Origin of the sequence: Modestobacter italicus, assembly GCF_019799965.1 — a bacterium.
Lineage (GTDB): Bacteria > Actinomycetota > Actinomycetes > Mycobacteriales > Geodermatophilaceae > Modestobacter > Modestobacter italicus_A.
In genome coordinates this window covers 598,402-618,615 of the sequence record NZ_JABGCJ010000001.1, presented here as the reverse complement: position 1 = coordinate 618,615, position 20,214 = coordinate 598,402, and the positions used below count along the sequence as shown (strand labels likewise).

Annotated in this window: 25 protein-coding genes and 2 tRNA genes; 10 read left to right on the top strand and 17 right to left on the bottom strand. The window is 73.4% G+C overall.

What is annotated here, in order from left to right:
* The 3 genes from HLA93_RS03090 to HLA93_RS03080 form a co-directional block, all read right to left on the bottom strand.
* On the bottom strand, positions 1 to 1,551 hold the full coding sequence (locus HLA93_RS03090) for a glycosyl hydrolase family 28-related protein (RefSeq protein ID WP_222192780.1): 1,551 nt from the start codon (positions 1,549 to 1,551) through the stop codon (positions 1 to 3).
* Between the two features lie 468 nt (positions 1,552 to 2,019).
* Positions 2,020 to 3,255 (bottom strand): glycosyl hydrolase family 28-related protein, encoded by a 1,236-nt coding sequence (locus tag HLA93_RS03085; protein ID WP_222192779.1) that lies wholly within the window; start codon positions 3,253 to 3,255, stop codon positions 2,020 to 2,022.
* Complete coding sequence (locus HLA93_RS03080) at positions 3,252 to 4,367, bottom strand: glycosyltransferase (protein WP_222192778.1); 1,116 nt, start codon at positions 4,365 to 4,367, stop codon at positions 3,252 to 3,254. The genes HLA93_RS03085 and HLA93_RS03080 overlap by 4 nt, the downstream gene beginning before the upstream one ends.
* 347 nt (positions 4,368 to 4,714) lie before the next feature.
* Here HLA93_RS03080 and HLA93_RS03075 point away from each other — a divergent pair, with 347 nt between their 5' ends.
* Genes HLA93_RS03075 through HLA93_RS03065 form a run of 3 tightly spaced genes read left to right on the top strand, consistent with a single transcriptional unit; the run spans position 4,715 to position 7,272 of the window.
* Positions 4,715 to 6,217, top strand: a complete 1,503-nt coding sequence (locus HLA93_RS03075; RefSeq protein ID WP_246625496.1) for a sugar transferase — start codon at positions 4,715 to 4,717, stop codon at positions 6,215 to 6,217.
* Positions 6,186 to 6,488: a hypothetical protein gene (locus HLA93_RS03070; protein ID WP_222192776.1), complete on the top strand. Its 303-nt coding sequence runs from the start codon at positions 6,186 to 6,188 to the stop codon at positions 6,486 to 6,488. Before HLA93_RS03075 ends, HLA93_RS03070 begins: the two co-directional genes overlap by 32 nt.
* A gap of 16 nt (positions 6,489 to 6,504) precedes the next feature.
* Positions 6,505 to 7,272, top strand: a complete 768-nt coding sequence (locus tag HLA93_RS03065) for a 3'(2'),5'-bisphosphate nucleotidase CysQ (RefSeq protein WP_222192775.1) — start codon at positions 6,505 to 6,507, stop codon at positions 7,270 to 7,272.
* Here the strand turns inward: HLA93_RS03065 and cysC are convergent.
* Together cysC and HLA93_RS03055 are read right to left on the bottom strand one after the other, a co-directional pair.
* A complete protein-coding gene (gene cysC / locus HLA93_RS20680) occupies positions 7,254 to 8,282 on the bottom strand; it encodes an adenylyl-sulfate kinase (RefSeq protein ID WP_246625495.1) in 1,029 nt (342 codons plus the stop codon). The genes HLA93_RS03065 and cysC overlap by 19 nt on opposite strands.
* A gap of 44 nt (positions 8,283 to 8,326) precedes the next feature.
* Entirely contained in the window at positions 8,327 to 8,467 is a 141-nt protein-coding gene (locus HLA93_RS03055; protein WP_222192774.1) for a hypothetical protein, read from the bottom strand.
* Positions 8,468 to 8,739: 272 nt separating this feature from the next.
* Between HLA93_RS03055 and HLA93_RS03050 the strand changes: the two genes are divergently transcribed.
* A complete protein-coding gene (locus HLA93_RS03050; protein ID WP_222192773.1) occupies positions 8,740 to 9,432 on the top strand; it encodes a hypothetical protein in 693 nt (230 codons plus the stop codon).
* Positions 9,433 to 9,473: 41 nt separating this feature from the next.
* On the opposite strand, the gene HLA93_RS03045 is transcribed toward HLA93_RS03050, so the two are convergent.
* Positions 9,474 to 9,617, bottom strand: coding sequence for a hypothetical protein (locus HLA93_RS03045; protein ID WP_222192772.1), 144 nt, complete (start codon positions 9,615 to 9,617; stop codon positions 9,474 to 9,476).
* A gap of 47 nt (positions 9,618 to 9,664) precedes the next feature.
* Complete coding sequence (locus HLA93_RS03040; RefSeq protein WP_222192771.1) at positions 9,665 to 10,855, bottom strand: hypothetical protein; 1,191 nt, start codon at positions 10,853 to 10,855, stop codon at positions 9,665 to 9,667.
* Positions 10,856 to 10,955: 100 nt separating this feature from the next.
* Here HLA93_RS03040 and HLA93_RS03035 point away from each other — a divergent pair, with 100 nt between their 5' ends.
* On the top strand, positions 10,956 to 11,825 hold the full coding sequence (locus HLA93_RS03035) for an ATP-grasp fold amidoligase family protein (protein WP_222192770.1): 870 nt from the start codon (positions 10,956 to 10,958) through the stop codon (positions 11,823 to 11,825).
* On the opposite strand, the gene HLA93_RS03030 is transcribed toward HLA93_RS03035, so the two are convergent.
* The 5 genes from HLA93_RS03030 to HLA93_RS03010 all read right to left on the bottom strand — a co-directional run bounded on the left by HLA93_RS03030 (position 11,790) and on the right by HLA93_RS03010 (position 14,271).
* Complete coding sequence (locus tag HLA93_RS03030) at positions 11,790 to 12,839, bottom strand: PHP domain-containing protein (RefSeq protein WP_222192769.1); 1,050 nt, start codon at positions 12,837 to 12,839, stop codon at positions 11,790 to 11,792. The two genes, HLA93_RS03035 and HLA93_RS03030, sit on opposite strands and share 36 nt — an antisense overlap.
* Before the next feature lie 9 nt (positions 12,840 to 12,848).
* Positions 12,849 to 13,397 carry a DoxX family protein gene (locus HLA93_RS03025; RefSeq protein WP_222192768.1) on the bottom strand — a complete coding sequence of 183 codons (549 nt, stop codon included), beginning with the start codon at positions 13,395 to 13,397 and terminating at the stop codon, positions 12,849 to 12,851.
* Positions 13,398 to 13,507: 110 nt separating this feature from the next.
* Positions 13,508 to 13,693: a hypothetical protein gene (locus HLA93_RS03020; RefSeq protein ID WP_222192767.1), complete on the bottom strand. Its 186-nt coding sequence runs from the start codon at positions 13,691 to 13,693 to the stop codon at positions 13,508 to 13,510.
* 57 nt (positions 13,694 to 13,750) lie between these two features.
* Complete coding sequence (locus HLA93_RS03015) at positions 13,751 to 13,933, bottom strand: hypothetical protein (RefSeq protein ID WP_222192766.1); 183 nt, start codon at positions 13,931 to 13,933, stop codon at positions 13,751 to 13,753.
* A gap of 170 nt (positions 13,934 to 14,103) precedes the next feature.
* A complete protein-coding gene (locus HLA93_RS03010) occupies positions 14,104 to 14,271 on the bottom strand; it encodes a hypothetical protein (RefSeq protein ID WP_222192765.1) in 168 nt (55 codons plus the stop codon).
* Between the two features lie 272 nt (positions 14,272 to 14,543).
* Here HLA93_RS03010 and HLA93_RS03005 point away from each other — a divergent pair, with 272 nt between their 5' ends.
* The gene (locus tag HLA93_RS03005; RefSeq protein ID WP_222192764.1) at positions 14,544 to 14,993 is read left to right on the top strand and encodes a hypothetical protein; all 450 of its coding nucleotides are present in this window, start codon (positions 14,544 to 14,546) and stop codon (positions 14,991 to 14,993) included.
* A gap of 85 nt (positions 14,994 to 15,078) precedes the next feature.
* Here the strand turns inward: HLA93_RS03005 and HLA93_RS03000 are convergent, their stop codons facing one another.
* From HLA93_RS03000 to HLA93_RS02985, 5 genes are all read right to left on the bottom strand, one after another.
* Entirely contained in the window at positions 15,079 to 15,432 is a 354-nt protein-coding gene (locus HLA93_RS03000; protein WP_222192763.1) for a hypothetical protein, read from the bottom strand.
* Between the two features lie 548 nt (positions 15,433 to 15,980).
* The gene (locus tag HLA93_RS02995) at positions 15,981 to 16,553 is read right to left on the bottom strand and encodes a DUF6318 family protein (RefSeq protein ID WP_222192762.1); all 573 of its coding nucleotides are present in this window, start codon (positions 16,551 to 16,553) and stop codon (positions 15,981 to 15,983) included.
* Positions 16,554 to 16,683: 130 nt separating this feature from the next.
* Positions 16,684 to 16,812 carry a hypothetical protein gene (locus HLA93_RS21375; protein ID WP_281424997.1) on the bottom strand — a complete coding sequence of 43 codons (129 nt, stop codon included), beginning with the start codon at positions 16,810 to 16,812 and terminating at the stop codon, positions 16,684 to 16,686.
* Between the two features lie 229 nt (positions 16,813 to 17,041).
* Positions 17,042 to 17,668 carry a phosphatase PAP2 family protein gene (locus HLA93_RS02990; protein ID WP_222192761.1) on the bottom strand — a complete coding sequence of 209 codons (627 nt, stop codon included), beginning with the start codon at positions 17,666 to 17,668 and terminating at the stop codon, positions 17,042 to 17,044.
* A 56-nt stretch (positions 17,669 to 17,724) separates the two neighbouring features.
* Positions 17,725 to 18,255, bottom strand: coding sequence for a CGNR zinc finger domain-containing protein (locus HLA93_RS02985; protein WP_222192760.1), 531 nt, complete (start codon positions 18,253 to 18,255; stop codon positions 17,725 to 17,727).
* A gap of 102 nt (positions 18,256 to 18,357) precedes the next feature.
* Here HLA93_RS02985 and HLA93_RS02980 point away from each other — a divergent pair, with 102 nt between their 5' ends.
* The 4 genes from HLA93_RS02980 (at position 18,358) to HLA93_RS02965 (ending at position 20,209) form a co-directional block, all read left to right on the top strand.
* Positions 18,358 to 19,566 carry an MFS transporter gene (locus HLA93_RS02980; RefSeq protein ID WP_222192759.1) on the top strand — a complete coding sequence of 403 codons (1,209 nt, stop codon included), beginning with the start codon at positions 18,358 to 18,360 and terminating at the stop codon, positions 19,564 to 19,566.
* Positions 19,567 to 19,656: 90 nt separating this feature from the next.
* Positions 19,657 to 19,745 (top strand) — tRNA-Ser (locus tag HLA93_RS02975).
* A 23-nt stretch (positions 19,746 to 19,768) separates the two neighbouring features.
* Positions 19,769 to 19,841 (top strand) — tRNA-Arg (locus HLA93_RS02970).
* A gap of 134 nt (positions 19,842 to 19,975) precedes the next feature.
* Entirely contained in the window at positions 19,976 to 20,209 is a 234-nt protein-coding gene (locus HLA93_RS02965) for a hypothetical protein (RefSeq protein ID WP_222192758.1), read from the top strand.
* The last annotated feature ends 5 nt before the right edge of the window (positions 20,210 to 20,214 follow it).

Sequence of the window (20,214 nt, the reverse complement as noted above, 5' to 3'; positions counted from 1 at the left end):
TCACCAGCCGCTGCGGAAGGACGACGGCGCGCCGTCGTCCACCAGCCCGGTGACCCGGACGGCCGCGGGCGTGCTGGTGTAGATCGGCATCGCCGGTCCACCGGCGAGCGAGATCCGCGTCAGGCTGACCCGGCTGAGGCCCGCGCCCGGGTTGGCGAGCACGCCGATGTTCCAGGTCGCGCTGCTGCGGGTGTCCCGCACCGTCAGGTCCTGCAGCGTGACGTCGCTGGTCTGGGGGCCGGTGTTGCCGGAGTAGACCATCAGCGCGCCGTGGTCCTTGGCGGTGTTCCTGTTGGCGCCGGTCACCGTGCCGCCGCGGACCAGGACCCGCTGCGAGGGGTACGTGTCGTACTCGGCCTCGCTCCCGAGGTAGACCGCGGCGGCATCGGTGTCCCGGATCGTGACGTCGGTGTAGCTGATGTCGTTGCCGCCGACCACCGAGATGCCGCGGCCCCAGGTGGTGCCGTTGACCGTCGGCGAGGTGACCTGGATCCGGGCGCTCACGACGCCGTCGGACCTGTACGACACGACCGCGACCCCGTCGTCCCCGGTGCGGTTGGTGACCGGGGAGACCACCCGGCCGTCCCGCGCACCGTTGCTCATGTGGATGCCGTCGGCGCGGCTGTCGGACACGATGACCCGGTCCAGCAGGAAGCGCGCGGACCCGTCGATGAAGATGCCGGCGGCGGCTGCGCCCTCGACGCGCACGTCGCGCAGGACGACGTCGTTGCCCCAGACCCGGACCTTGTCCTGGGCTGGGGCGTCCCAGCGGCGGGTGGAGGAGGTCAGCGCGAAGGTGACCCCGGTGACCTGGACCCGGGAGCCGGTGACGTGGAACGACGACCGGGCCTCGCTGGTGGCCAGCAGGGTGGCGCCGGGCCCGGACACCGTGACGTCCGACCGGGTCAGGCGCAGCACGTCGGAGTGCAGGTAGGTCGCGCCGGCCTTGAGCTGCAGGACGCTGCCGACCGGCACGCTGTCCAGCGCCTTCTGCAGAGCGGCGGTGTCGTCGGTGCGCCCGTCGCCCGTGGCGCCGAACTTCTCGACGGGCAGGACGCCCCGGGCCGTGGACACGGCCTGCGGTGCGGTCGGGGCGGGCGCGGCCGGCAGGGCGGCGGTGCCGGCGGGGGCGACCGCGGCGGGCTTGGCCGGCGCAGGTGCGGCGACGGGCTGGACGGCGGCGGGCTCGGCGCCGGCGGCCGGGCTCACCACGGCCGGGGCGGCGCCGGTGGCCGTGGTCGAGGCGCCGGCGGACGCGGTCGAGCCGGTCGGGGGGACCGCGGAGGCGCTCGGGGCCTGCGCGGTGGAGGTCGGGGACGCGGCCTGCAGTGCGGCGGCGCGCGGCGAGGCGGTGACCACGTCCGGTGCCGGCGTGTCCGCCGTCTGCACACCCTGCACGGACAGCACGCCGACGGCGGTCAGGCACACGGCGAACGCGGTGCCCAGCACGGCCACCCGCCGGCTGCGACCGCGGGGCGCGGCCTCCTCCGGGGTCGGGTCGAGGAACACCAGCTCGTCGACGTCGGGGCCGGCGTTGTGGAGCGAGGTCATCGGGCCTCCAGGAGGCGGAGCGCGCGGCTGTGGGCTGAGCCGGCTGTGCGTCGGGGTGACACGGTCGCGGTCCGGGCGCGAGGCGCCCCGGTCCGGTCGACCGCGGAGGAGCCGACGGCGCTGTGCGGCGTCCCCACGCACCCAGGATGGGCGGCGTACGAAGACGCTCCGTGAACGACGCGCTACTTGCTGCACACAGTCAGCTCACTCGTCACACGAGTCCCAGCAACCCCTGGCGCACGGTCCTCGGCTCTGTCATCGGCAGCCCCGGCGCCCGGTGTGACCACCGGGACGCGACGTCCGCGACCGTCACCGGATCGTGCCGTCGGGGCTCCCCTGCCGGCGCCCGCCGGCCCGCGTCCCCCTGCACCGACGGCTGTCCCCCCGCACCGACGCTGGTGCAGGGGGACGGACGGTGATCAGGTCACCTGGTCCACGTACGGGACGGCGACGACGGGACGCGCCGGGTCACCAGCCGCCCTGGTCGGGCACCGCGGCGCCGTCGTCCTCGATCCCGGTGAGCCGTACCGCGGCGGGGTCGTTCGTGTAGAAGGGCACGGCCGGACCCTCGCTGATCCGGAACTCCTCGAAGGTGACCTGCTCGACCGCGGAGTCGGGGTCGAGCAGGACGCCGACGTCCCAGGGCGAGCTGGGGCGCGTGCCGCTGATGGTCAGGTCGCGCACGGTGACGTCGCTGGTCGTGGTGTCGTCGTTGCCGGCGTAGACCAGGACGGCGCCGTGGTCCTTGTCGGCGTTGGTGTTCGCGCCGGTCACCGTGCCGCCGTCGACGAGCACGCCGACCGAGGCGTAGGTGAAGTACGGGTCGCCCTCGCTGCCGACGTAGATGCCGGCCGCGTCGGTGTCGCGCACCGTGACGTCGGTGTAGGTGATGTCGTTGCCGCCGACCACGGACACGCCCCGGCCCCACGTCGTCCCGTTCACGGTGGGGGACTCGATGGTGATCCGCTCGGAGGGGCCGCCGTCCTTCATGTACGACACGACCGCGACGCCGTCGTCCCCGGTGCCGGTGGTGACGGGGGAGACCACCCGGCCGTCGTGGGCCTGGTCGGTGATGTGGATGCCGTCGGCCCGGCTGTCGGTCACGGTCACGCGGTCGAGCAGGAAGTCGCCGGCGCCGTCGGTGACCGCGATGCCGGCCCCGCCCGCGCCGCGCACGTGCACGTCGCGCAGGACGGCGGAGTCGGCGGCGACCCAGACCATGGTGGACTCGAAGGGGTCCCACCGCTGCGTGATGGTGGGGGTGGTGAGGGTCAGCCCGGTGACCGTCACGTCGTCGGCCACGATCTTCAGTGCGGAGGCGGTCTCGTCCGACGCCTCCAGCGTCGCGCCGGCGCCCTCGATCGTCAGGCCGGGGGTGCTCACGGTCAGGACCTGCGAGTACCGGTAGGTGGCGCCGTCCCGGAGGACCAGCGTCCCGCCCTCGGGTGCGGTGTCCAGCGCCTGCTGCAGGGCCGCGCCGTCGTCGGCGACGCCGTCACCCACCGCCCCGAAGTCTGCCACCGGCACCTCCCGGTCGCCGCGACCCACGATGGCCAGCACCCCGACCAGGACGGCGACGGCCACGGCGACGGCGCCCAGGACCAGGACGAGCCGGCGACGTCCGGGCCGACCGCCCGGACCACCGCTCGTCGCGCCGGCGTCCGGTCCGGTCGGCGCCGGCGGGCCGGCGGGCAGCGAGGTCATCCCGGCTCCAGGAGGTCCAGCAGGGCAGTGGCGGTGATCTCGTGGGAGGTGGCCGCGGCGAACCGGGTGGATGCGACGGTACGGCCGATCGCGGCCTCGTGGGCGGCGAGCGCCGGGTCGAGCAGCCGGGCGATGACCTCCCGGGCGAACCCGGCGACGTCGAACGGGGGCACCGCGGTGCCCGATCCGCCCAGGTAGGTCCCGATCCCGGCGACGTCGAAGGCGACGACGCTGCGCTCGCTGGCCATCGCCTCCATCGCCACCAGGGGCAGGCCGGCCTCCCAGCGGGAGGGGACGGCGACCACGTCGGCGGCGGCGTACCAGTCGGCCAGCCGCTCACCGGGGGCGAAGTGCACGCCGTCGCCGGCGGCGGCGCGCAGGGCCGCCTCGTCGGGCCCGCCACCGACCAGCACGAGCTGTGCGGTGGGGACCGCCCGGCGCACGGCGGTCCAGGCCTCCAGCAGCATGTCCTGGCCCTTCTGCCGGGCCAGCCGCCCGACGCAGACCACCGTCGGCGCATCGGGGGAGGCCAGGCCCAGGGCCGCACGGCTGGCCGCCCGGTCCCGCGGCGTCCAGGCGTCGGGATCGACCCCGTTCGGGATGACGACCGCGCGGCCGGTCAGGCCGGCTGCCCGGCCGGTGGCCAGCTCGGCCTGGCTGACGTTGAGCGTCAGGTCGGTCCAACGCTGGGCGGTCCGCTCCCAGAGCCGGGTGGCGACCTGGACCGGTCCGGTGACGGCCTCGAACGACCAGGCGTGCGGCTGGAAGACGGTGGGCCGGCTGCCGCGGAGCGCGAGCCGGCCGGCCAGGCCGGCCTTGGCGCTGTGCAGGTGCACGACGTCGGGGGCGACCTGGGCGATGACGCGGCGCAGCGCCAGCGTCTCGCGGGGCACCGTCGGGCCGGGGGAGCGGGTGGCCTGCCACGGGACCAACCGCGCACCGGCCTCCTGGACGACGCCGGCCAGCCAGCCCTCCGGCGGGCAGGCCACGGCCACGTCCCACCCACGCCGGCACTGGTCACCGACGAGGCCGGCGACCACCTTGGCGACCCCGGCCTCGACGGGCTGGCTCACGTGCAGGACGCGCACGGTCCGGTTGTCTGCAAGGCCCACGTCCCGAGCATGACCACATCGGCGGGCCCGGCGCTCGCTGACACCGGAAAGTGACTAAACGTGAGCCATTTCACGAAGAGTCCACCAGGTCGCCCACAATTGAACGGCATGTTGCGACCCCTGCGCGTCGCGACTGTCCGTGAGTGAGCGACCAGTCTGCCGTGGTCGCGGGTGGCGAGATACACACGGTGACGATCCGCGTCACCGTTCGCCACATGGACAGGGGGCAGCGCGTTGAGCTGCGAGACCGTACGTTCCCCAGGGTCGGTCGAACAGCGCGGTTCCTGACGGAAGACGACGAGAAGCCGGGGACGACGAGCCGGCTGGAGCGCACTGGGAGTTACACATTGTCACTGCTCGACTCCACTGACGAGGTCGCCGAGCTACGCACCGACGTGGTCGCCCGGCGCCGCTTCTGGTCCGTGGCCCGGCTCCGCGGCGAGGGCACGGCCGCGCGCCGCGCCTGGCGCAGCACCTACGTCCGCCGGGTCGTTGCGGGTGACGCGATCGTGGCCGTCCTCGCCGCCCTCGTGGGCCGCCTGCTCCCCGACACCGGTCCGCTCTCGGCGACCACGGTGCCCTGGCCGGTGCTCGTCATGCCCCTGGTCTGGGTCGGCGCCATGGCGATCGCCCGCACCTACGAGGAGCGCTTCCTCTGGGTCGGCCCCGAGGAGTTCCGGCGGGTCTTCTTCGCCGCCGCGCTGCTGCTGGCCGCCGTCGGCACCATCTCCTGGGCGTTCAAGCTCGAGCTGGCGCGCAGCTTCGTCGTGGTCGCCCTCCCGCTGGCCACCGTGCTGACCCTGCTGCTGCGCTACGCCCAGCGGGCCTGGCTGCACAGCCAGCGGGTGCACGGCCGGTTCCAGCAGACCGCCATCCTGGTCGGCCACCGCAACGGCACCGCCGAGCTGCACGCCCAGCTGGAGCGGCAGGCAAAGCACGGCCTGCGGGTCATCGGCGTCTGCCTGCCCGCCGCCGAGCCGGCCGGCACCGTCTTCGACGGCCTGCCGGTGCTCGGCAGCTTCGCCGACGTCGTGGACGTCGTCCGCCGGTACGAGGTCGACACCGTCGCCGTGCTCCCCTCGCCGGAGCTGGACGGGGCGAGCCTGCGCCGGCTGGGCTGGGACCTGGAGACCACCGAGGCCGAGCTGCTGCTGGCCCCCGCCGTCACCGAGTTCGCCGGCCCGCGGGTCGGCATCCGGCCGGTCAGCGGCCTGCCCCTGCTGCACCTGGAGCGCCCGGAATTCCGCGGCCTGCGCCGGGTGACCAAGGACGTGTTCGACCGCTCGGTCGCCGTCATCACCGTCGTCCTGCTGCTGCCGGTCCTGCTCGGCCTGGCGCTGGCGGTCAAGACCACCAGCCGCGGCCCGGTGTTCTACCGGCACGAGCGGATCGGCAAGGGCGGCGAGCCCTTCCAGGTGCTGAAGTTCCGCAGCATGGTGCCCGACGCCGACAAGCGGATCGAGGCCCTCATGGAGCTCAACGAGGGCAACGCCGTCCAGTTCAAGATGAAGCGCGACCCGCGGGTCACCCGCGTCGGCGCGGTCATGCGGCGCTTCTCCCTCGACGAGCTGCCGCAGCTGTTCAACGTCATCGGCGGTTCGATGTCGCTGGTCGGCCCCCGGCCGCACGTCACCCGCGAGGTCGAGCAGTACGGCTTCGACATGCGCCGCCGCCTGCTGGTCAAGCCGGGCATCACCGGCCTGTGGCAGGTCAGCGGCCGGTCGAACCTCTCCTGGGACGACTCGGTGCGCATCGACGTCCGCTACGTGGAGAACTGGTCGCTGGCGATGGACCTGATGATCCTGGGCAAGACGCTGGGTGCGGTGGTCCGCGGTTCCGGGGCGTACTGACCCCACGCCGGTCCGGCCCGCCGGCCGGGCCGGCACCCACCCGTTCTGGTCCGCGCTGCGCTGGCTGGGTGCGTCGGTCGCCCTCGGCGTGCTGACCGCCTTCGCCTGCCTGCTGGTCACCGGCCGGTACGCCGACGAGGGGCCGGTCCTCCTCGTGCTGCGGCCCGGACGGGGTGTGCACCGCGGCGACCTCTTCGTCATCGCCGGCTGGGCGCTCGGCGTGTGCGCGGTGCTGACGGCCGTGGCCTCGGCGGGGCGGCGCGAGCGGTGACTGGGACAGTGGTCCGGTGACCGCCCCCGCCGCCGACCCCCGCTCCGACGCCGTCCTCGCCGCCGAACTGGCCACCGCCGCCGGGGAGCTGCTGCTGCGCGTGCGGGGCCGGGACCTCCCTGACGCGGCCGCGCGCAAGGCGGCCGGTGACGCCGAGTCCCACGAGTTCCTGCTCGAGCGGCTGCGCGCCGCCCGCCCCGGGGACGCCGTGCTGTCGGAGGAGGGTGTCGACGACCGTGCCCGGCTGACGGCCGACCGGGTCTGGATCGTCGACCCGCTCGACGGCACCCGGGAGTTCGCCGAGCTCGACCGGCGCGACTGGGCGGTGCACGTGGCGCTGTGGGAGCGCGGTGACCTGGTCGCCGGGGCCGTCGCGCTCCCGGCGGAGGGCCGCACGCTGAGTACCGTCGCACCGTCGCCGGCTCCCGCGCGCCGGCCGGGACCGCTGCGCCTGGCGGTCAGCCGCAGCCGGCCACCGGCCCTCGTACAGGAGCTCGCCGCGCGGCTGGGGGCGGAGCTGGTGCCGATGGGCTCGGCCGGGGTCAAGGCGATGTCGGTGCTGGACGGCGTCACCGACGCCTACGTGCACGGCGGTGGCCAGTACGAGTGGGACTCGGCGGCGCCGGTCGCCGTCGCCCGGGCCGCCGGCCTGCACACCAGCCGGCTGGACGGCGCCCCGTTGCGCTACAACCAGCCCGACCCGTACCTGCCCGACCTGGTCGTCTGCCGCCCCGAGCTGGCCGGCCAGCTGCTGGCGGCGATCGCTCAGCTGCCGGTGAGGTAGTCGAGCACCAGCCGGGCGCTCTCGTCGACCGAGCTGCGCCGGGTGTCGATGGTGAGCTCCGCGTCGGTCGGCTCCTCGTAGGGGTCGCTGATCCCGGTGAACTCGGCGATCTCGCCCCGCCGGGCCTTGGCGTACAGCCCCTTGCGGTCCCGGGCCTCGCACTCCTCCAGCGGGGTGGCCACGTGCACCAGCACGAAGGAACCGGGCCCCGCCTGGGCCTCCACCAGCTGCCGCACCTCGGCGCGGGTCGCGGCGTAGGGCGCGATCGGCGCGCACACCGCCCAGCCGCCGTGCTTGGCGATCTGCGCGGCCACCCAGCCGATCCGCCGCACGTTGGTGTCCCGGTCGGCGCGGGAGAAGCCGAGCCCGGCGGAGAGGTGGGTGCGCACCTCGTCGCCGTCCAGCAGGGTCACCGTGCGGCCGGCCTCCAGCAGCAGCTCCACCAGCCGGCCGGCGATCGTGGACTTCCCGGCCCCGGACAGCCCGGTGAACACGACCACCCGCCCGCCGGTCGACAGCGGGTCCGGCTCGACCCGGCTGGCCACCGGGCCGGCGCCGTAGGCGGTGGCCAGCTCCGGCCAGCCGATCTCCGGGCCGGCCGCGGTCACCGGTACCGGCACGACCATCAGCTCGCGGCCGCCTGCCCGCTGTGCCCACGCCGCGGCGGTCAGCGAGATCTCCGCGGCGTCGGGGGCGGTGCCGGCGACCGGCAGCAGCACGAGCAACCGGTCGGGCAGCCCGCCGGCGTCCTCCGGGGGGCGGCCGACCCAGGCCGCCGGCTGCGCCCAGCCCCGGCGGTCCAGCTCGGCCCGGACCTCGGCCGGCGAGCGCCAGCGGGGGATCTCCCGGACGGCCAGGCCGTCGGTGCCGGTGCTGGCGACCAGCACGCCCTCGGCGTCCTCGAAGTCGGTGTCCGCCGGCAGGTCGGGCGGGGTGGGGCTCAGCCCGAAGGCGTGCCGGGCCAGCTCAGCCAACTGGGCGTGGGTGAGCCGGGTCCGGGTCTGCGCCATGGCAGCAGTCTGGCAAGCGCCGACCGGGCGCGTCGCGGGCCGGGTCAGAAGCCGGTTCGGACGACGCCGCACCGGCAGCCGTAGTGGCTCCCGCCGCTGAACGGGTCGTCACCGAGCCGGCGGAAGCGGTGCACGTGCAGCGTGCGCCGGCGGGTGTGACGCGAGGCGTCGGGGAGCAGCGGCACCCCAGCATGGTGCCCGCGGCACGTTCCACGGAGGTCCTGTCCTTGCTGCGCGAACGTGAACACTGTGCGGACAGCTGGCGTCGCCCGACGGGTCGACCTCAGCACGGACCGCAGTGCTCGCTGCACCGCCCCAGGATGCTGCCCTCCACGCCCAGCCGCCTCATGAGCCGCATGAACACCAACGGTGACGATGTCCCGCTGGGACGGGGCGGTTCGTCCGGTAGACACGTGCCGTGGCCACCAGTCGAACTCTGAGCGAGGTGCGTCGGCGTGTGCCCGTACCCCGCTTCGCCGTCGTCCTGGCCAGCACTGCGCTCGCCCTGGAGTTCGTGGGTCTGCTGACCCTCGCGTTAGACGCGCCACCGTCCATCGCCATACCGCTGTCGATGGAGGCACCCTTCTCGTTGGCGCGGCTGTTCGTCGCCGGGGTGTTCGTCGCTGCAGCCGTCGCCGCCGGTCTCGGTGCCTCGCGCATGCCCGGGCGGCGGACCTGGTGGACCGCGGTAGCGGCGGTCGCGGCCGGGATCGCCGTCGTGAAGGTCGGCGGCAACCTGCACGTCACCGTGCTCCGCGCAGTCGCAGGCGACGACCCGGTCCGTGGGCTGCTCCTCTCCGCCCCCCTCGCGCTGGCCACCGTCGGTTGGCTGTGGTGGCTCAGCCGACACGAGCGCCGCGACCGACGGCGGCTGCTGACCTGCCTCGGGGCGTACGCCGTCGCCGCGGTCGGCCTGTCGGCGGTGTCGACCGCCGTCACGCACATGTGGGGACTCCGGGCAGCGGCTCCCGCGATCTTCGTGGAGGAGAGCGGCGAGGCACTGGCCGGCGTGGCCTTCCTCGTCGCCGTCCTGATCGGTGTCGCGCCGCGCCTCGTGCTGCCGGCCGGCTGGACCCGCCGGGCCGCCGACGCCCACTCCCTCGAGCTGCCGGTCGTGCAGCCCGGCCGGGTCACCGAGACCGGTCGCTGAACTCCGGTCGCCCGGGGCGGTGGCCCCGGGCGACCGCTCGGTCAGGGGACGGCGGGGCGGCTCACCGGGATCTTGGTGCGCTGGTGGGCGGCCCGCTGGGCGGCGAAGCCGGCCTGGAGAGCGTCGGCCAGGGCGATGGCGGGGTCGGTGGACCCGGCGACCGGAGGAGTTGCGGTCTGCGTCATGCCGGAAAGCTAGGGCGACGCTGTGTCCCGACCCGGTCGACACACGGTCAGCCGGCGTTGCGAGTCCGTGACGCATGCACTCCTGTCACACCCACCGGTCGATTCCCCAGCGCAGCGTCCAGCCAGGCGTCGGTGCGCCGGTCCCAGGTGCGGTCGGCCGCCCACGCCGTCCGGGCCTCGGCGTACCCGGCCGGCTCGGCCGCGGCGGCCACCATCGCCTCGGCCATCTCCGCCGCCGAGCGGACGACGGCGGTGTGCGGTGGCACGTCGCTGGAGTGCTCCAGGTGGCCGGCGGTCGAGACCACCGGCACCCCGCGGGCGCAGTAGTCGTAGGTCTTCATCGACGACTGGCCCAGCGCCCGGCTGGCGACGTCGGGGATCAGCCCCACGGTGGCCGCGTCCAGCACCGCGGGCAACCGGTCGCGCCCGAGCAGCCCGGCGTAGGTGAACCGCCCGGGGAACTCCCGCTCCAGCGCCAGGAAGCGGTCGGCCGCGGCCTGCGCCCGCTGGGGGAACACCAGCTGCCCGTGCACGGTGAGCGTCCAGTCCGGCAGCGTGGTGAGCACCTGGCGGACCAGCTCCACGTCGAACCGCTCGGCGACGCTGCCGACGTAGACCGCGTGCCGCTCCCGCCGCGGACCGGTCCGCGGCGCGGAGAGCAGCACCTCGTCGGTGCCGTTGGGGACGACGACCGGCGTCCGGCCGGGGAACAGGTCGGCGAGCACCTGGTTGACCACGACCACCTCGTCGGCCTCGTCGGCGATCCGGCGCAGCTGGTCGGGCAGGCCGCGCGCCTGGGGGAGCAGCCGTGCCCAGTCGTCGGTGCAGTCGAAGACCACCCGGCCGCCCAGCGAGCGCGCCGCGCGCCACTCCCACGGGAACATCAGCACGGTCAGCGCCGGCGCCCAGTCCGAGCGCCGCAGGAAGCCGCCGAGCAGTGCCGCGTCGACCCGCTCGGCCACCGGGCCGCGCAGGCCGGGGACCAGCGTCGAGCGCTCGGAGACGGTGACGCCCGGCGCGGCCGGCAGGAAACGCCCCCGGAGCAGGTGGCGCCGCCAGTTGCCGGGATCGGTGCGCAGCCGGCGCCAGTCGCTGGGCGCCTGGACGAACCGCACCGGTGCGCCACGGTCGACCAGCTGGCCGGCGATCATGTGCTCGCGGCGGATCGCGGGGTGCCACGGGTCCTTCGCGACGAAGCCGACGCCGGCGGCCAGCTCGGGGTGGTCGATCGAGGTCAAGGGGCCGCTGCCGTGCTCACGCCCCGACCCTAGGAGCCGGTCGGTGCGGGCGCTGGCCCAGACTGTGTGAGCTGTGTCGATCGCACGAGGAGGCGCCCCGGTGGCCCCACTGCTGCCACCGGCCGCCGTCCGGCGGCTGCCGCTCCTGGCCAAGCGCGCCGTCCTCTACCGGCGGGCGCACGGCCGCTGGCCGGGTCGTCCCCCGCGGACGTTCACCGAGAAGGTGAACTGGCGGGTGGTGCACGACCGGCGTCCGCTGATCGGCCGGCTGGGCGACAAGCTGGCGATGAAGGATCACGCGTCGACCGTGCTGCCCTCGCTCAGCGTGCCCCGCGTGCTGTGGACCGGGACGGACGTCGCCGAGCTGGCGGAGGTGGCGCTGCCCGACCGGTGGGTGCTCAAGCCCAACCACGGGACGATGCGCGTGCACCTGGGCGCCGGCCGGCCCGACGTCGCAGCGCTGCGCCGGCTCACCACCGGCTGGCTGGACGAGCCGCTGTTCCGCGACCGCGGTGAGTGGGTCTACAGCCAGGCCCGCCGGACACTGCTGGTCGAGGAGTTCATCGGCTCGGCGGGAGAGGTGCCGGCCGACCACAAGCTGCTGGTCTTCGGCGGCCGGCTGGAGCTCGTCCAGGTGGACACCGGCCGGTTCGGCCAGCACCGACGCCGGCTGTACACCCCGGACTGGACGCCGGTGGACGTCGTCGAGGCGGTGCCGCCCGGCCCGGTGACGCCGCCGCCGGCGTCGCTGCCGGAGCTGACGAAGGTCGCCGAGGCGCTGGGGGAGGGGCTGGACTTCATCCGGGTCGACCTGTTCGACGTCGCCGGCGAGGTGTGGTTCGGCGAACTGACGCCCTACCCCGGGGGCGGGCTGGACCGGTTCGACCCCGACCTGGACCGCCGGCTCGGCGCCCTGTGGCAGCTGCCACCGCGGTCAGCGGTGCGTGCGGGTGAGCAGCTGCTCGGCTGACCGGGTGTTGATCACCCGGTCGGTCGGCACGCCGCAGTCCACGGCCCGGGCGCACCCGGCGTCCTGCCAGTCGAGCTGACCGGGGGCGTGGGCATCCGTGTCGATGGCGAAGTCGCAGCCGAGCTCCACCGCCCGGGTCAGCAGCCGGCGCGGCGGGTCCAACCGCTCCGGCCGGGAGTTGATCTCCACCGCCGTCCCGTGCGCGACGCAGGCGGAGAAGACGGCGTCGGCGTCGAACTCGCTCTCCGGCCGCGGCCGCTGGGTGCCGTTGCGCTGCCTGCGGCCGATGACCAGCCGGCCGGTGCAGTGGCCGAGGACGTCGGTGTGCGGGTTCTCCACCGCGGCGAGCATCCGCTCGGTCATCTGGGCCGCGGGGGCGCGCAGCTCGGAGTGCACGCTGGCCACGACGACGTCGAGGCGGCCGAGCAGCTCGTCGGTCTGGTCGAGGGAGCCGTCGACGTTGATGTCGCACTCGATGCCGGTGAGGATCCGGAACGGGGCCAGTTCCTCGTTCAGCGCCGCGACCACGTCCAGCTGCTGCTCCAGCCGCGCGGGGGAGAGGCCGTTGGCGACGGTGAGCCGGGGCGAGTGGTCGGTGAGCGCGAGGTACTCGTGGCCGATGGACATCGCGGCCTCGGCCATGTCCCGGATGGGGCTGCCGCCGTCGGACCAGTCCGAGTGCGCGTGCAGGTCGCCCTTGAGCGCCGCGCGCAGCGCCGCGGCCTCGTCGGCCAGCGGGGTCAGCTCGGCGTAGGACTCCTCGAGCCGCTGCAGGTACGCGGGGACGTCGCCGCGGTGTGCCTCGACGACGACGGTGGCGGTCTTGTCGCCGATCCCCTTGAGGTCGGTGAGCGACTTCGTGCGCACCCGGCGTTCGAGCTCTGCGTCGTCCAGGCCGGCGACCACGGCGGCGGCCGTGCGGAAGGCCTGCACCCGGTAGGACGGCTCGCGGGCGCGTTCCAGGAGGAAGGCGATCCTCCGGAGCGCGCCCGCGGGCGTGTGTGCCGTGCTCATGCGGTCAGATCAGTGCTTGAGCTTCTTCGTCTGCTTGGCGGCACGCTTCTGCGCCTTGGCGGCCTTCTTCGAGGCCTTCTCGTAGCTGGCCTCGGCCGCGGCGGCGGCTGCCCCGGCGGTGCGCTTGGCCCACCAGCCGACCGACGGCTTGCCCTCGGTGTCGACGGCGGCGATCAGCAGCCCGCCGAACATGCCGACGTTCTTCAGGAAGTTGCTGGTCTGCCCGAAGCGCTCCTTCGGGTCGGTGTGCTCCCAGAAGCGGTGCCCGGCCAGCGTGGTCGGCACCAGCGAGGTGGCCAGGGCCAGCGCGGAGAAGCGGGGGAACTTGCCGAGCGCGAGCAGGGTGCCGGCACCCACGTGCACGCCGGCGTTGATCTTCACCCACTGCTCGACGTCGTGCGAGACCTCGACCGGCAGCTGCTTCTCGGCGATCTCGGTGATCTGTTCGACGACCGGTGCTGCGCCAGGAACGCGCGACTGCGGGTTCCGGAGGGTGTCGACACCCCCGTAGATGAACGTGGCGGCGAGCATCGGCCGGGCGATCCGGCGGACCAACATCTGTGACCTCTTCCCATCGGTGACGTCAGCAGAGCAGTGCCCTGGTCAGTGCCAGGACAACCTCTGATCCGTGACCGTAGTGAGAAGCGACGATCATCGCTGGGCGAGCGTCAGGCGCTGTGCCGGCCGTCCTCCGGCTGGGAGTCCGGGGCGGCATCGTCCTGGGCGGCGCGCTCACGCTCCAGGCGACGGCGTTCGCCCTGGTCGGCGCGGCGCATCGCGGCTCCGACCCACAGTGCGGCGATGACCGCGACGATCACCCAGACGGCGGCGATGAGCAGCAGCGTCGTCGTCACTCCCTGGTCATCGACCAGGGGGGCCGGTTCCTTGAGTCCAGGGTGGGCCCGTGCGGGTCAGTGGCTGGGCTGGACCGGCCGGACGCCGAGCACGTCGTCGACGGTGAGGTCGGCCGGGAGCCCGGCGAGGTGGTCGGTGAACGGGGCGCGGCGGTCGGCGAGACGGATCCCGCCACCGACGGCCAGGGCGAGCCCGGCAGAGACGATGACCCAGCTGAGGGAGACCACGGCGACGACCACGAGTTGTTTTTAGTCGTCCAGGCTTGGTGTCCACGCCGACTTGCGTGGGCAACAGCTGACAACGTGTCGCACGACCGTTGGTTGATCATGGGCGATGTCAGCCAAGGTGATCGCTCGCTGGACACAGTTGATGTGGCAGTGGCTGATGTGACACGTGGGTCACCCGAAGCTCAGCCGGCGAGGCGGTGGTCGGCGGCAGGTTGCTCGAACGCGGCGATGTGCCGGTCGAGGTCCTTCTGCTCCTGGCGCTTGACCGCCAGGGCGGCCTGGCCGAGCCACAGCGCGCCACCTGTCGCGACCAGTGCCCACGCCACCAGTACCCATGCCCACCAGGGCATCTCGTCCACCTCCTCGTTGAGGTGGACGGGATCATGCCCGTGGCGAGGGGCTTGCGCAATGGCCGAGCCGGGCACTTCCCCGCGGCGACCGTCGGACCGGCGGCTCGGCGTGCCGGAACGCGAGCAGGTGGTGGCGGGCCGCCAGCTGCTCTCGCCGTGGGAGGTCGGTGGCGCGAGGGTGGCAGCGTCCGACATCCTCGGCCGTGTCCGGGTGCATCGACGCGCCCGGCGGCTCGTGGGTCGGCCTGAGCCCCGAGGTCAGGAGGTCTGGAGTGCCGCGAAGACGGGTTCTCCTCGGCTGGGGCGTGATTGTGCTGGCGCTGACGATCCTCGTGGCCGGGTGTGCTGATCGACTGCCGCACGTAGCCGCCTTCGGCCTGGGTGACGGCAGTCCGGAGGAGGAGCGGTTCCCACTCGGGTCGATCGCGGAGTCCGCGTTCTCCTATTCGGTGCCTGGCCCGACGGTGGCGTGGACCGAGGACGGTTCCCACCTCGTCGTCATCACCTTCGGCAGCAGCAGCTGTCCGAGCGAGCCGGACGAGGTCACCGTCGTCGACGAGCAGGAGATCGAGGTCGGCATCAGCGGGTCGTTCGAGCAGTCCGACTGCACCGCGGACATCAGTCCTCATGCGACCGTCCTGCACGTCCCCGACGGCATCTCCTCCGCCGACCCCCTGGTGGCCCACATCGGCGGCCAGCAGCTCACCTTGCCCCCGGCCTGAGCGGTCTCCGGACGTCACGTCCTACGACGCTCCCGGATGGCGTGCGTCCACGTGGAGGCGCGCTCGACGTCCCGAGACCTCGCGGTCAGTCGTACGGGTCGGTCAGGACCGAGCGGGCCTGCCGGACGGTGAAGGTGGCTGGGTCGCCTTGGGTGGTGGTCGTGCCGGGGACGTCGGCCTGCACGCCACCGTCGACGGAGTAGGTCGCGGCCCATGTGGTCGTCAATGACGCCGTGTAGGTGCCAGCGGCGTAGTCGTGGGTGATCGTGTGGTCCGGGTAGGGGGCGCCGGGTTGGGTCGTGGTGAGGACGGTGCCGTCGCCGGTGTCCCACGCATAGCTCTGCACCCTGGCGACGATGACGACGGAGAAGCCGCGGATGTCCACCGTGAAGGTCTGCGTCGTCGGGCTGTCGGTGAAGAAGACGACCGGCAGGCCCACGAGAGCCTCTCCAGGCGGCTGCTGGCGGGTGGTCAACTCGGGGAGAGGCAGCGTTTGGAAGTAGCGGAACACTTCCGCCGGCGACGGCGGCGGGTTCAAGTCCGTGACGTCGACGCACGTGCTGCCTTCGTTGACCCAGGTCCCATAGCCTTCGCCGATCGGAACTCCGGGGCTAGGGGCGATGCCATCGACTTCCGTCGCGCCTGGCTGGGCTAGTCGTTGACGTCCAACCTCGTAGAGCACGACCACGGCACCTGAAATCTCCGGACATGCTTGCGCCCCAGGCTGACACGCCCCCAAATCTTGATCGTCGGCCTGGCATGGGGTCCGGAGCCGCCACCGATAAGGGGCTGGTTGAGGCTGTGCAGCATAGGCCTTGCGGAGTCCGGATCCCGGGACGCCATCCACGAAACTGACCAGCAGTGCGCCAGTGCCAACCGAGGTAGTCGGCGTGGGCTCCGCCGGGCAGCCGTAACAGGGAGCCGCAAGGGCATCCTGCGCAGAGACTGCCAACAGGACGCCGACAATCAGTGCACAGAGAGTGGCTCTCAAGTGATGGTCAACTGGTTGACGAGCCAGGCTTGTAGGTCCGGACTCCAGGTCGCCGCAAGCGCAGTGAATGCGGTGAAGCTTGGCTGTGCACGTGATGCTATGGCTTCGTCGTCAGGCCCGATCACGGAAAGGCTAGTCTGCTCGACTGTGAACGCCGTTTCGGCGGTCTCGCCAGTTAGATAGGCCTGACCCGGGTCGGCGAACGATACATCGCCGCCGGTGATACGGTTCCCGGCCGCCTGATCCTCATTGACCGCATCGATCAGGGCTTCGCAGTATTCGCAGTCGCGACTAAGAGTGCGGACTGGTTCAGTGTCGCCTTGCTGATAGGCGCGAACAGTCAGTTGAATGAAGTACTGACTAGCAGCGATTGCGCCGGCTTGGGTCTTCTCGCGGGCTTCGATCGGCATGGGGAAGTCGGCTGGGCCGAGTGGGGGGAGCGACTCGCTGGCTTCCGTGGCTGACGACGACGCCGACGGCAGCGTCTCGTTGGCCGTCTGGCCGTTCGAGCAGCTGGTGAGCAGCGCGATGCCCACGGCCGTTGCGGCCGCCGTCCTGACCAGCCGCATCCGTCGTCCTCCTCGAGCCCTGAGCAGAGTCGTTGCGGAGACTACGCAGGTCAGCGGGCTGTCGCGTCCCCCGAAAGCCGTACCTGTGGAAGCTAGTGCTCTGCTGCCTGGGTGGCAGCAGAGCACTAGCTCACCGGGAGCAGTAGACGGTCAGCCGTTCGCGCTTGCGTAACAGGAATTCCGTCGCCGCCTCGCCGGTCTCGCCGTCGTAGGCGATCCGCTGGGCACCCGACAGCGCTGGCACCCGCAGTTCCGGCACCTGGGATTCGGCGTGGTACCGGCCTGCTCGCTGAGGCCGAACAGTGTCGCGAGCACCGCCCGGGTCCGGCTGGACAGCAGGTACTGCACGTCGAGCAGCCCGTCCTCCAGTCGCGGCCGTCACGTGGGAGAGACCCGCGCGGCACGTAGCGGCCGTTGTCGTCGGCGTCCTCGGTCGTCTCCAGGAGCTCGGCCCGCGGCAACAGCTCGGCGATGTCCGCGGCCGGGTCCTAGTCCTCCCGCCCTGACCGGGGGGCGACCGCGACGACCAGGCCGGCGGCGTCCGGCAGCGCGGGCGCGTCCCAGGCCCGCCACACCCGAGCCGGGCCGGTGGGCCGCACCCGCCACCAGTGCTGGGTGGCCAGCGCGACCCCGCTCCCGACGGCGATCCCGGCCAGTACGTCGCCCGGGTAGTGCACGCCCACGTGCACCCGGGAGTAGCCGACGCCCAGCGCCACCGGTGCGAGGAGCGCGCCGGTGAACGGGCTCTCCAGGGCCACCCCGGTGGCGAAGGCGGCCGCGGACGCCGAGTGCCCGCTGGGGAACGAGGCGGTGTGCGGCGCCCGCCGCAGGCTCCGGTCGCCCGGCACGCCGGCCAGGTCCGGCCGCACCCGGCGGAACGACCGCTTCAGGACGGCGTTCACGAGGGCGCTGGACACGAGCATCGACCCGGCTCCGCGCGCGGCGGCCCGTCGAGACCGACCCGGCCGTAGTCCGAGCAGGGCGGCCACCAACAGCCAGAGCTTGCCGTGGTCGGCGAAGGTGGACAGTTGGCGCAGCCAGCGGTCCACCCGCGTGGTGGGCAGCCGGGCGATGCGCGCGAGCAGCATCGCGTCCCAGTCGCGGGGGTGAGGCACCCGCGGAGGCTAGCTCCCTGTCGGCCCCTGTGAGTACGAAGAGGAGGGGGCCTCGCTCAGGTGCGCTGGCGGGCGCGGTAGGCCGCGACCGTCGAGCGGCTGGCGCAGGTGTTGGAGCAGTAGCGGCGGCTGGCGTTGCGGGAGGTGTCGACGTAGACGTGCCCGCAGCCCTCGGCGGCGCACACCCCCAGCCGCTGCCAGCCGTGCTGCACCACGACCTGGGACAGGCCCATGGCCACGGTGGTCGTCAGTTGCTCGACCGCGTCGGCGTCCGGACGTGCGTAGTGCAGGTGCAGATCGCCGTCGTGGGCGGTGGCGTACGGCTTGGGGGAGGCCAGGTCGAGCAGGGCGTTGAGCCGGGCCATCACCTCCGGCTCGCTGTCGGCCAGCGCGACGTCCCGCACGAGGGTCGCCGTCCGCTCGACCGACCCGGCGTCCGGAGCGGTCAGCCCCAGGGGCGTCCCGTCGGTGAACCACTCGACGTGGGCGTCGAGGAACACCTGCACCCACTGCGGGTCGTCACGGTCGGCGTTGGCCAGGTCGATGGCCAGCTCGACGGCGTTCGACCCGTAGGTGTCGTAGTCCATTTGACTCCCTACCGCCGTGATACCGTTCGGAATCTGTAGGGGGTCAACTGCGGTTGGCCACCTACGATTCCCTGTCTCGCACGTCCTGAAGTGAGTCCAGTCATGCGTTCGTACCTCACCGTGTGGCGGCTCCCGGCCGCCCCGGTGCTGCTGCTCTCCGGCTTCGCCGGCCGTCTGCCGTCCTCCATGGTGCCGCTCGCGCTGCTCCTCATGGTGCAGGACCAGACCGGCTCGTACGCGGTGGCGGGCGCTGTCTCGGCGACCTACGGCATCGCGACGGCAGTGCTGGCGCCGGTTCTCGGCCGACTCGCCGACCGGCGCAGCCCCCGCCGGGTGCTGATCGCCCAGTCTGCGATGTACCCGCTGCTCCTCGCCACGGTCGCCCTCGTGGTCCTCGCCGACGCCCCCGTGGCGCTGATGCTCGCCGCGGCCGGCGCGGTCGGCGCGAGCACCCCGCTGGTCTCGGGCACGGTGCGCGCCCTCTGGTCCCGGGTCGACCCCCGGGTTCGGCCCACCGCCTACGCCCTGGACGCGACCGCCACCGAGCTCGTCTTCGTCGCCGGCCCGACGCTGGTCGCCGCGCTCACCCTGCTGGCCAGCCCCGCGATCGCCCTCGCCGTCGCCGGCGTGCTCGGGGTGGGCGGCGCGCTCGGCATCGCCACCAGTGCGCCCATGCGCGCCTGGCAGCCGGTCGCCGCTCCGCGGCGCCCGCTGCTCGCGACCGTCACCACCCCGGGCATGCCGCGCATCCTGCTCAGCGGCACCGCCCTGATGTTCGGCATCGGTGGCCTGGAGGTCGCCGTTCCGGCCTTCGCCGACGCGGCCGGCTCGCCGGGCATGTCCGGCGTGCTCCTCGCGGTGTGGGCGCTGGGCTCGGCCGGCGGTGGCCTCTGGTTCGGTGCCCGGGTGGTCAGCGCCTCGCTGCCCCGGCAGTACCGCTGGTGCTTGCTCGGCGTGACGATCGGCCTGGCCCCGCTCGCCGCCGTGTCCAGCCCCTGGCTGCTCGGTGCCCTGCTCTTCCTCGGCGGGACGGCGATCGCCCCCACGCTGACCGTGCAGAGCTCGCTGGTCGGCTCGATCGCCCCGGCGTCGGCGGTGACCGAGGCGTTCACCTGGCTGTCCACGGTGACCTTCGGCGCCTCGGCCATCGGCGCGGCCGTGGGCGGCTGGCTCATCGAGAGCTCGGCCGGGGTGGCCGGGGCCCTGGTGATGGCCACCGCTGCCGCGGCGCTGGCCGTGGCGGTGACGCTGCTGCCCGGACGCCGTCCCGACCTGCCCGCGGCGTCCCGGCGCGACGTCGTCCCGGCCTGACCCGCTGGGCGGCTCCCGACCCCCGTTGGGAGCCGCCCAGCGGCGCTGGTAGCCTTCTCTCTCGGTGGTTCCGGGGAGACCCGGTCCCCGGGAGGCTTCGCCTAGTCCGGTCTATGGCGCCGCACTGCTAATGCGGTTTGGGTTAATCCCCATCCCGGGTTCAAATCCCGGAGCCTCCGCGCAACAACTGAACACGCACCACGCGCCCGTAGCTCAACGGATAGAGCATCTGACTACGGATCAGAAGGTTAGGGGTTCGAGTCCCTTCGGGCGCACGTCTGGTTGAGACAGCGCAACGGCCCCGCACTCCTGGTGAGTGCGGGGCCGTTCGTGTTCCTGGGGACCCTGTGCCGCACACGCACAGGCACGGCTCAGGTGTCCTCGGTCGCGGATGGGTTACACATGGGAGATGACCTGGGTGGTGGCCGGCGCGATCGCCTGTGCGGTGCTCGTCGTGCTCGCCGGCCTGCTGATCGGCCGGGCCATGCGCGCAGCCGACCGGCAGAGCGAGCGCGTGGGGCAGGCCGGGCAGTGCGGCAACGGACCGTCGACGGCGCGCCAGGGATGCGTCTGCGACCGGGGTGACTGCGCCTGGCGGGAGGCCGGTGCGCCCAACGGCGAGACCGGACGGGACGCTCACTGAGGATC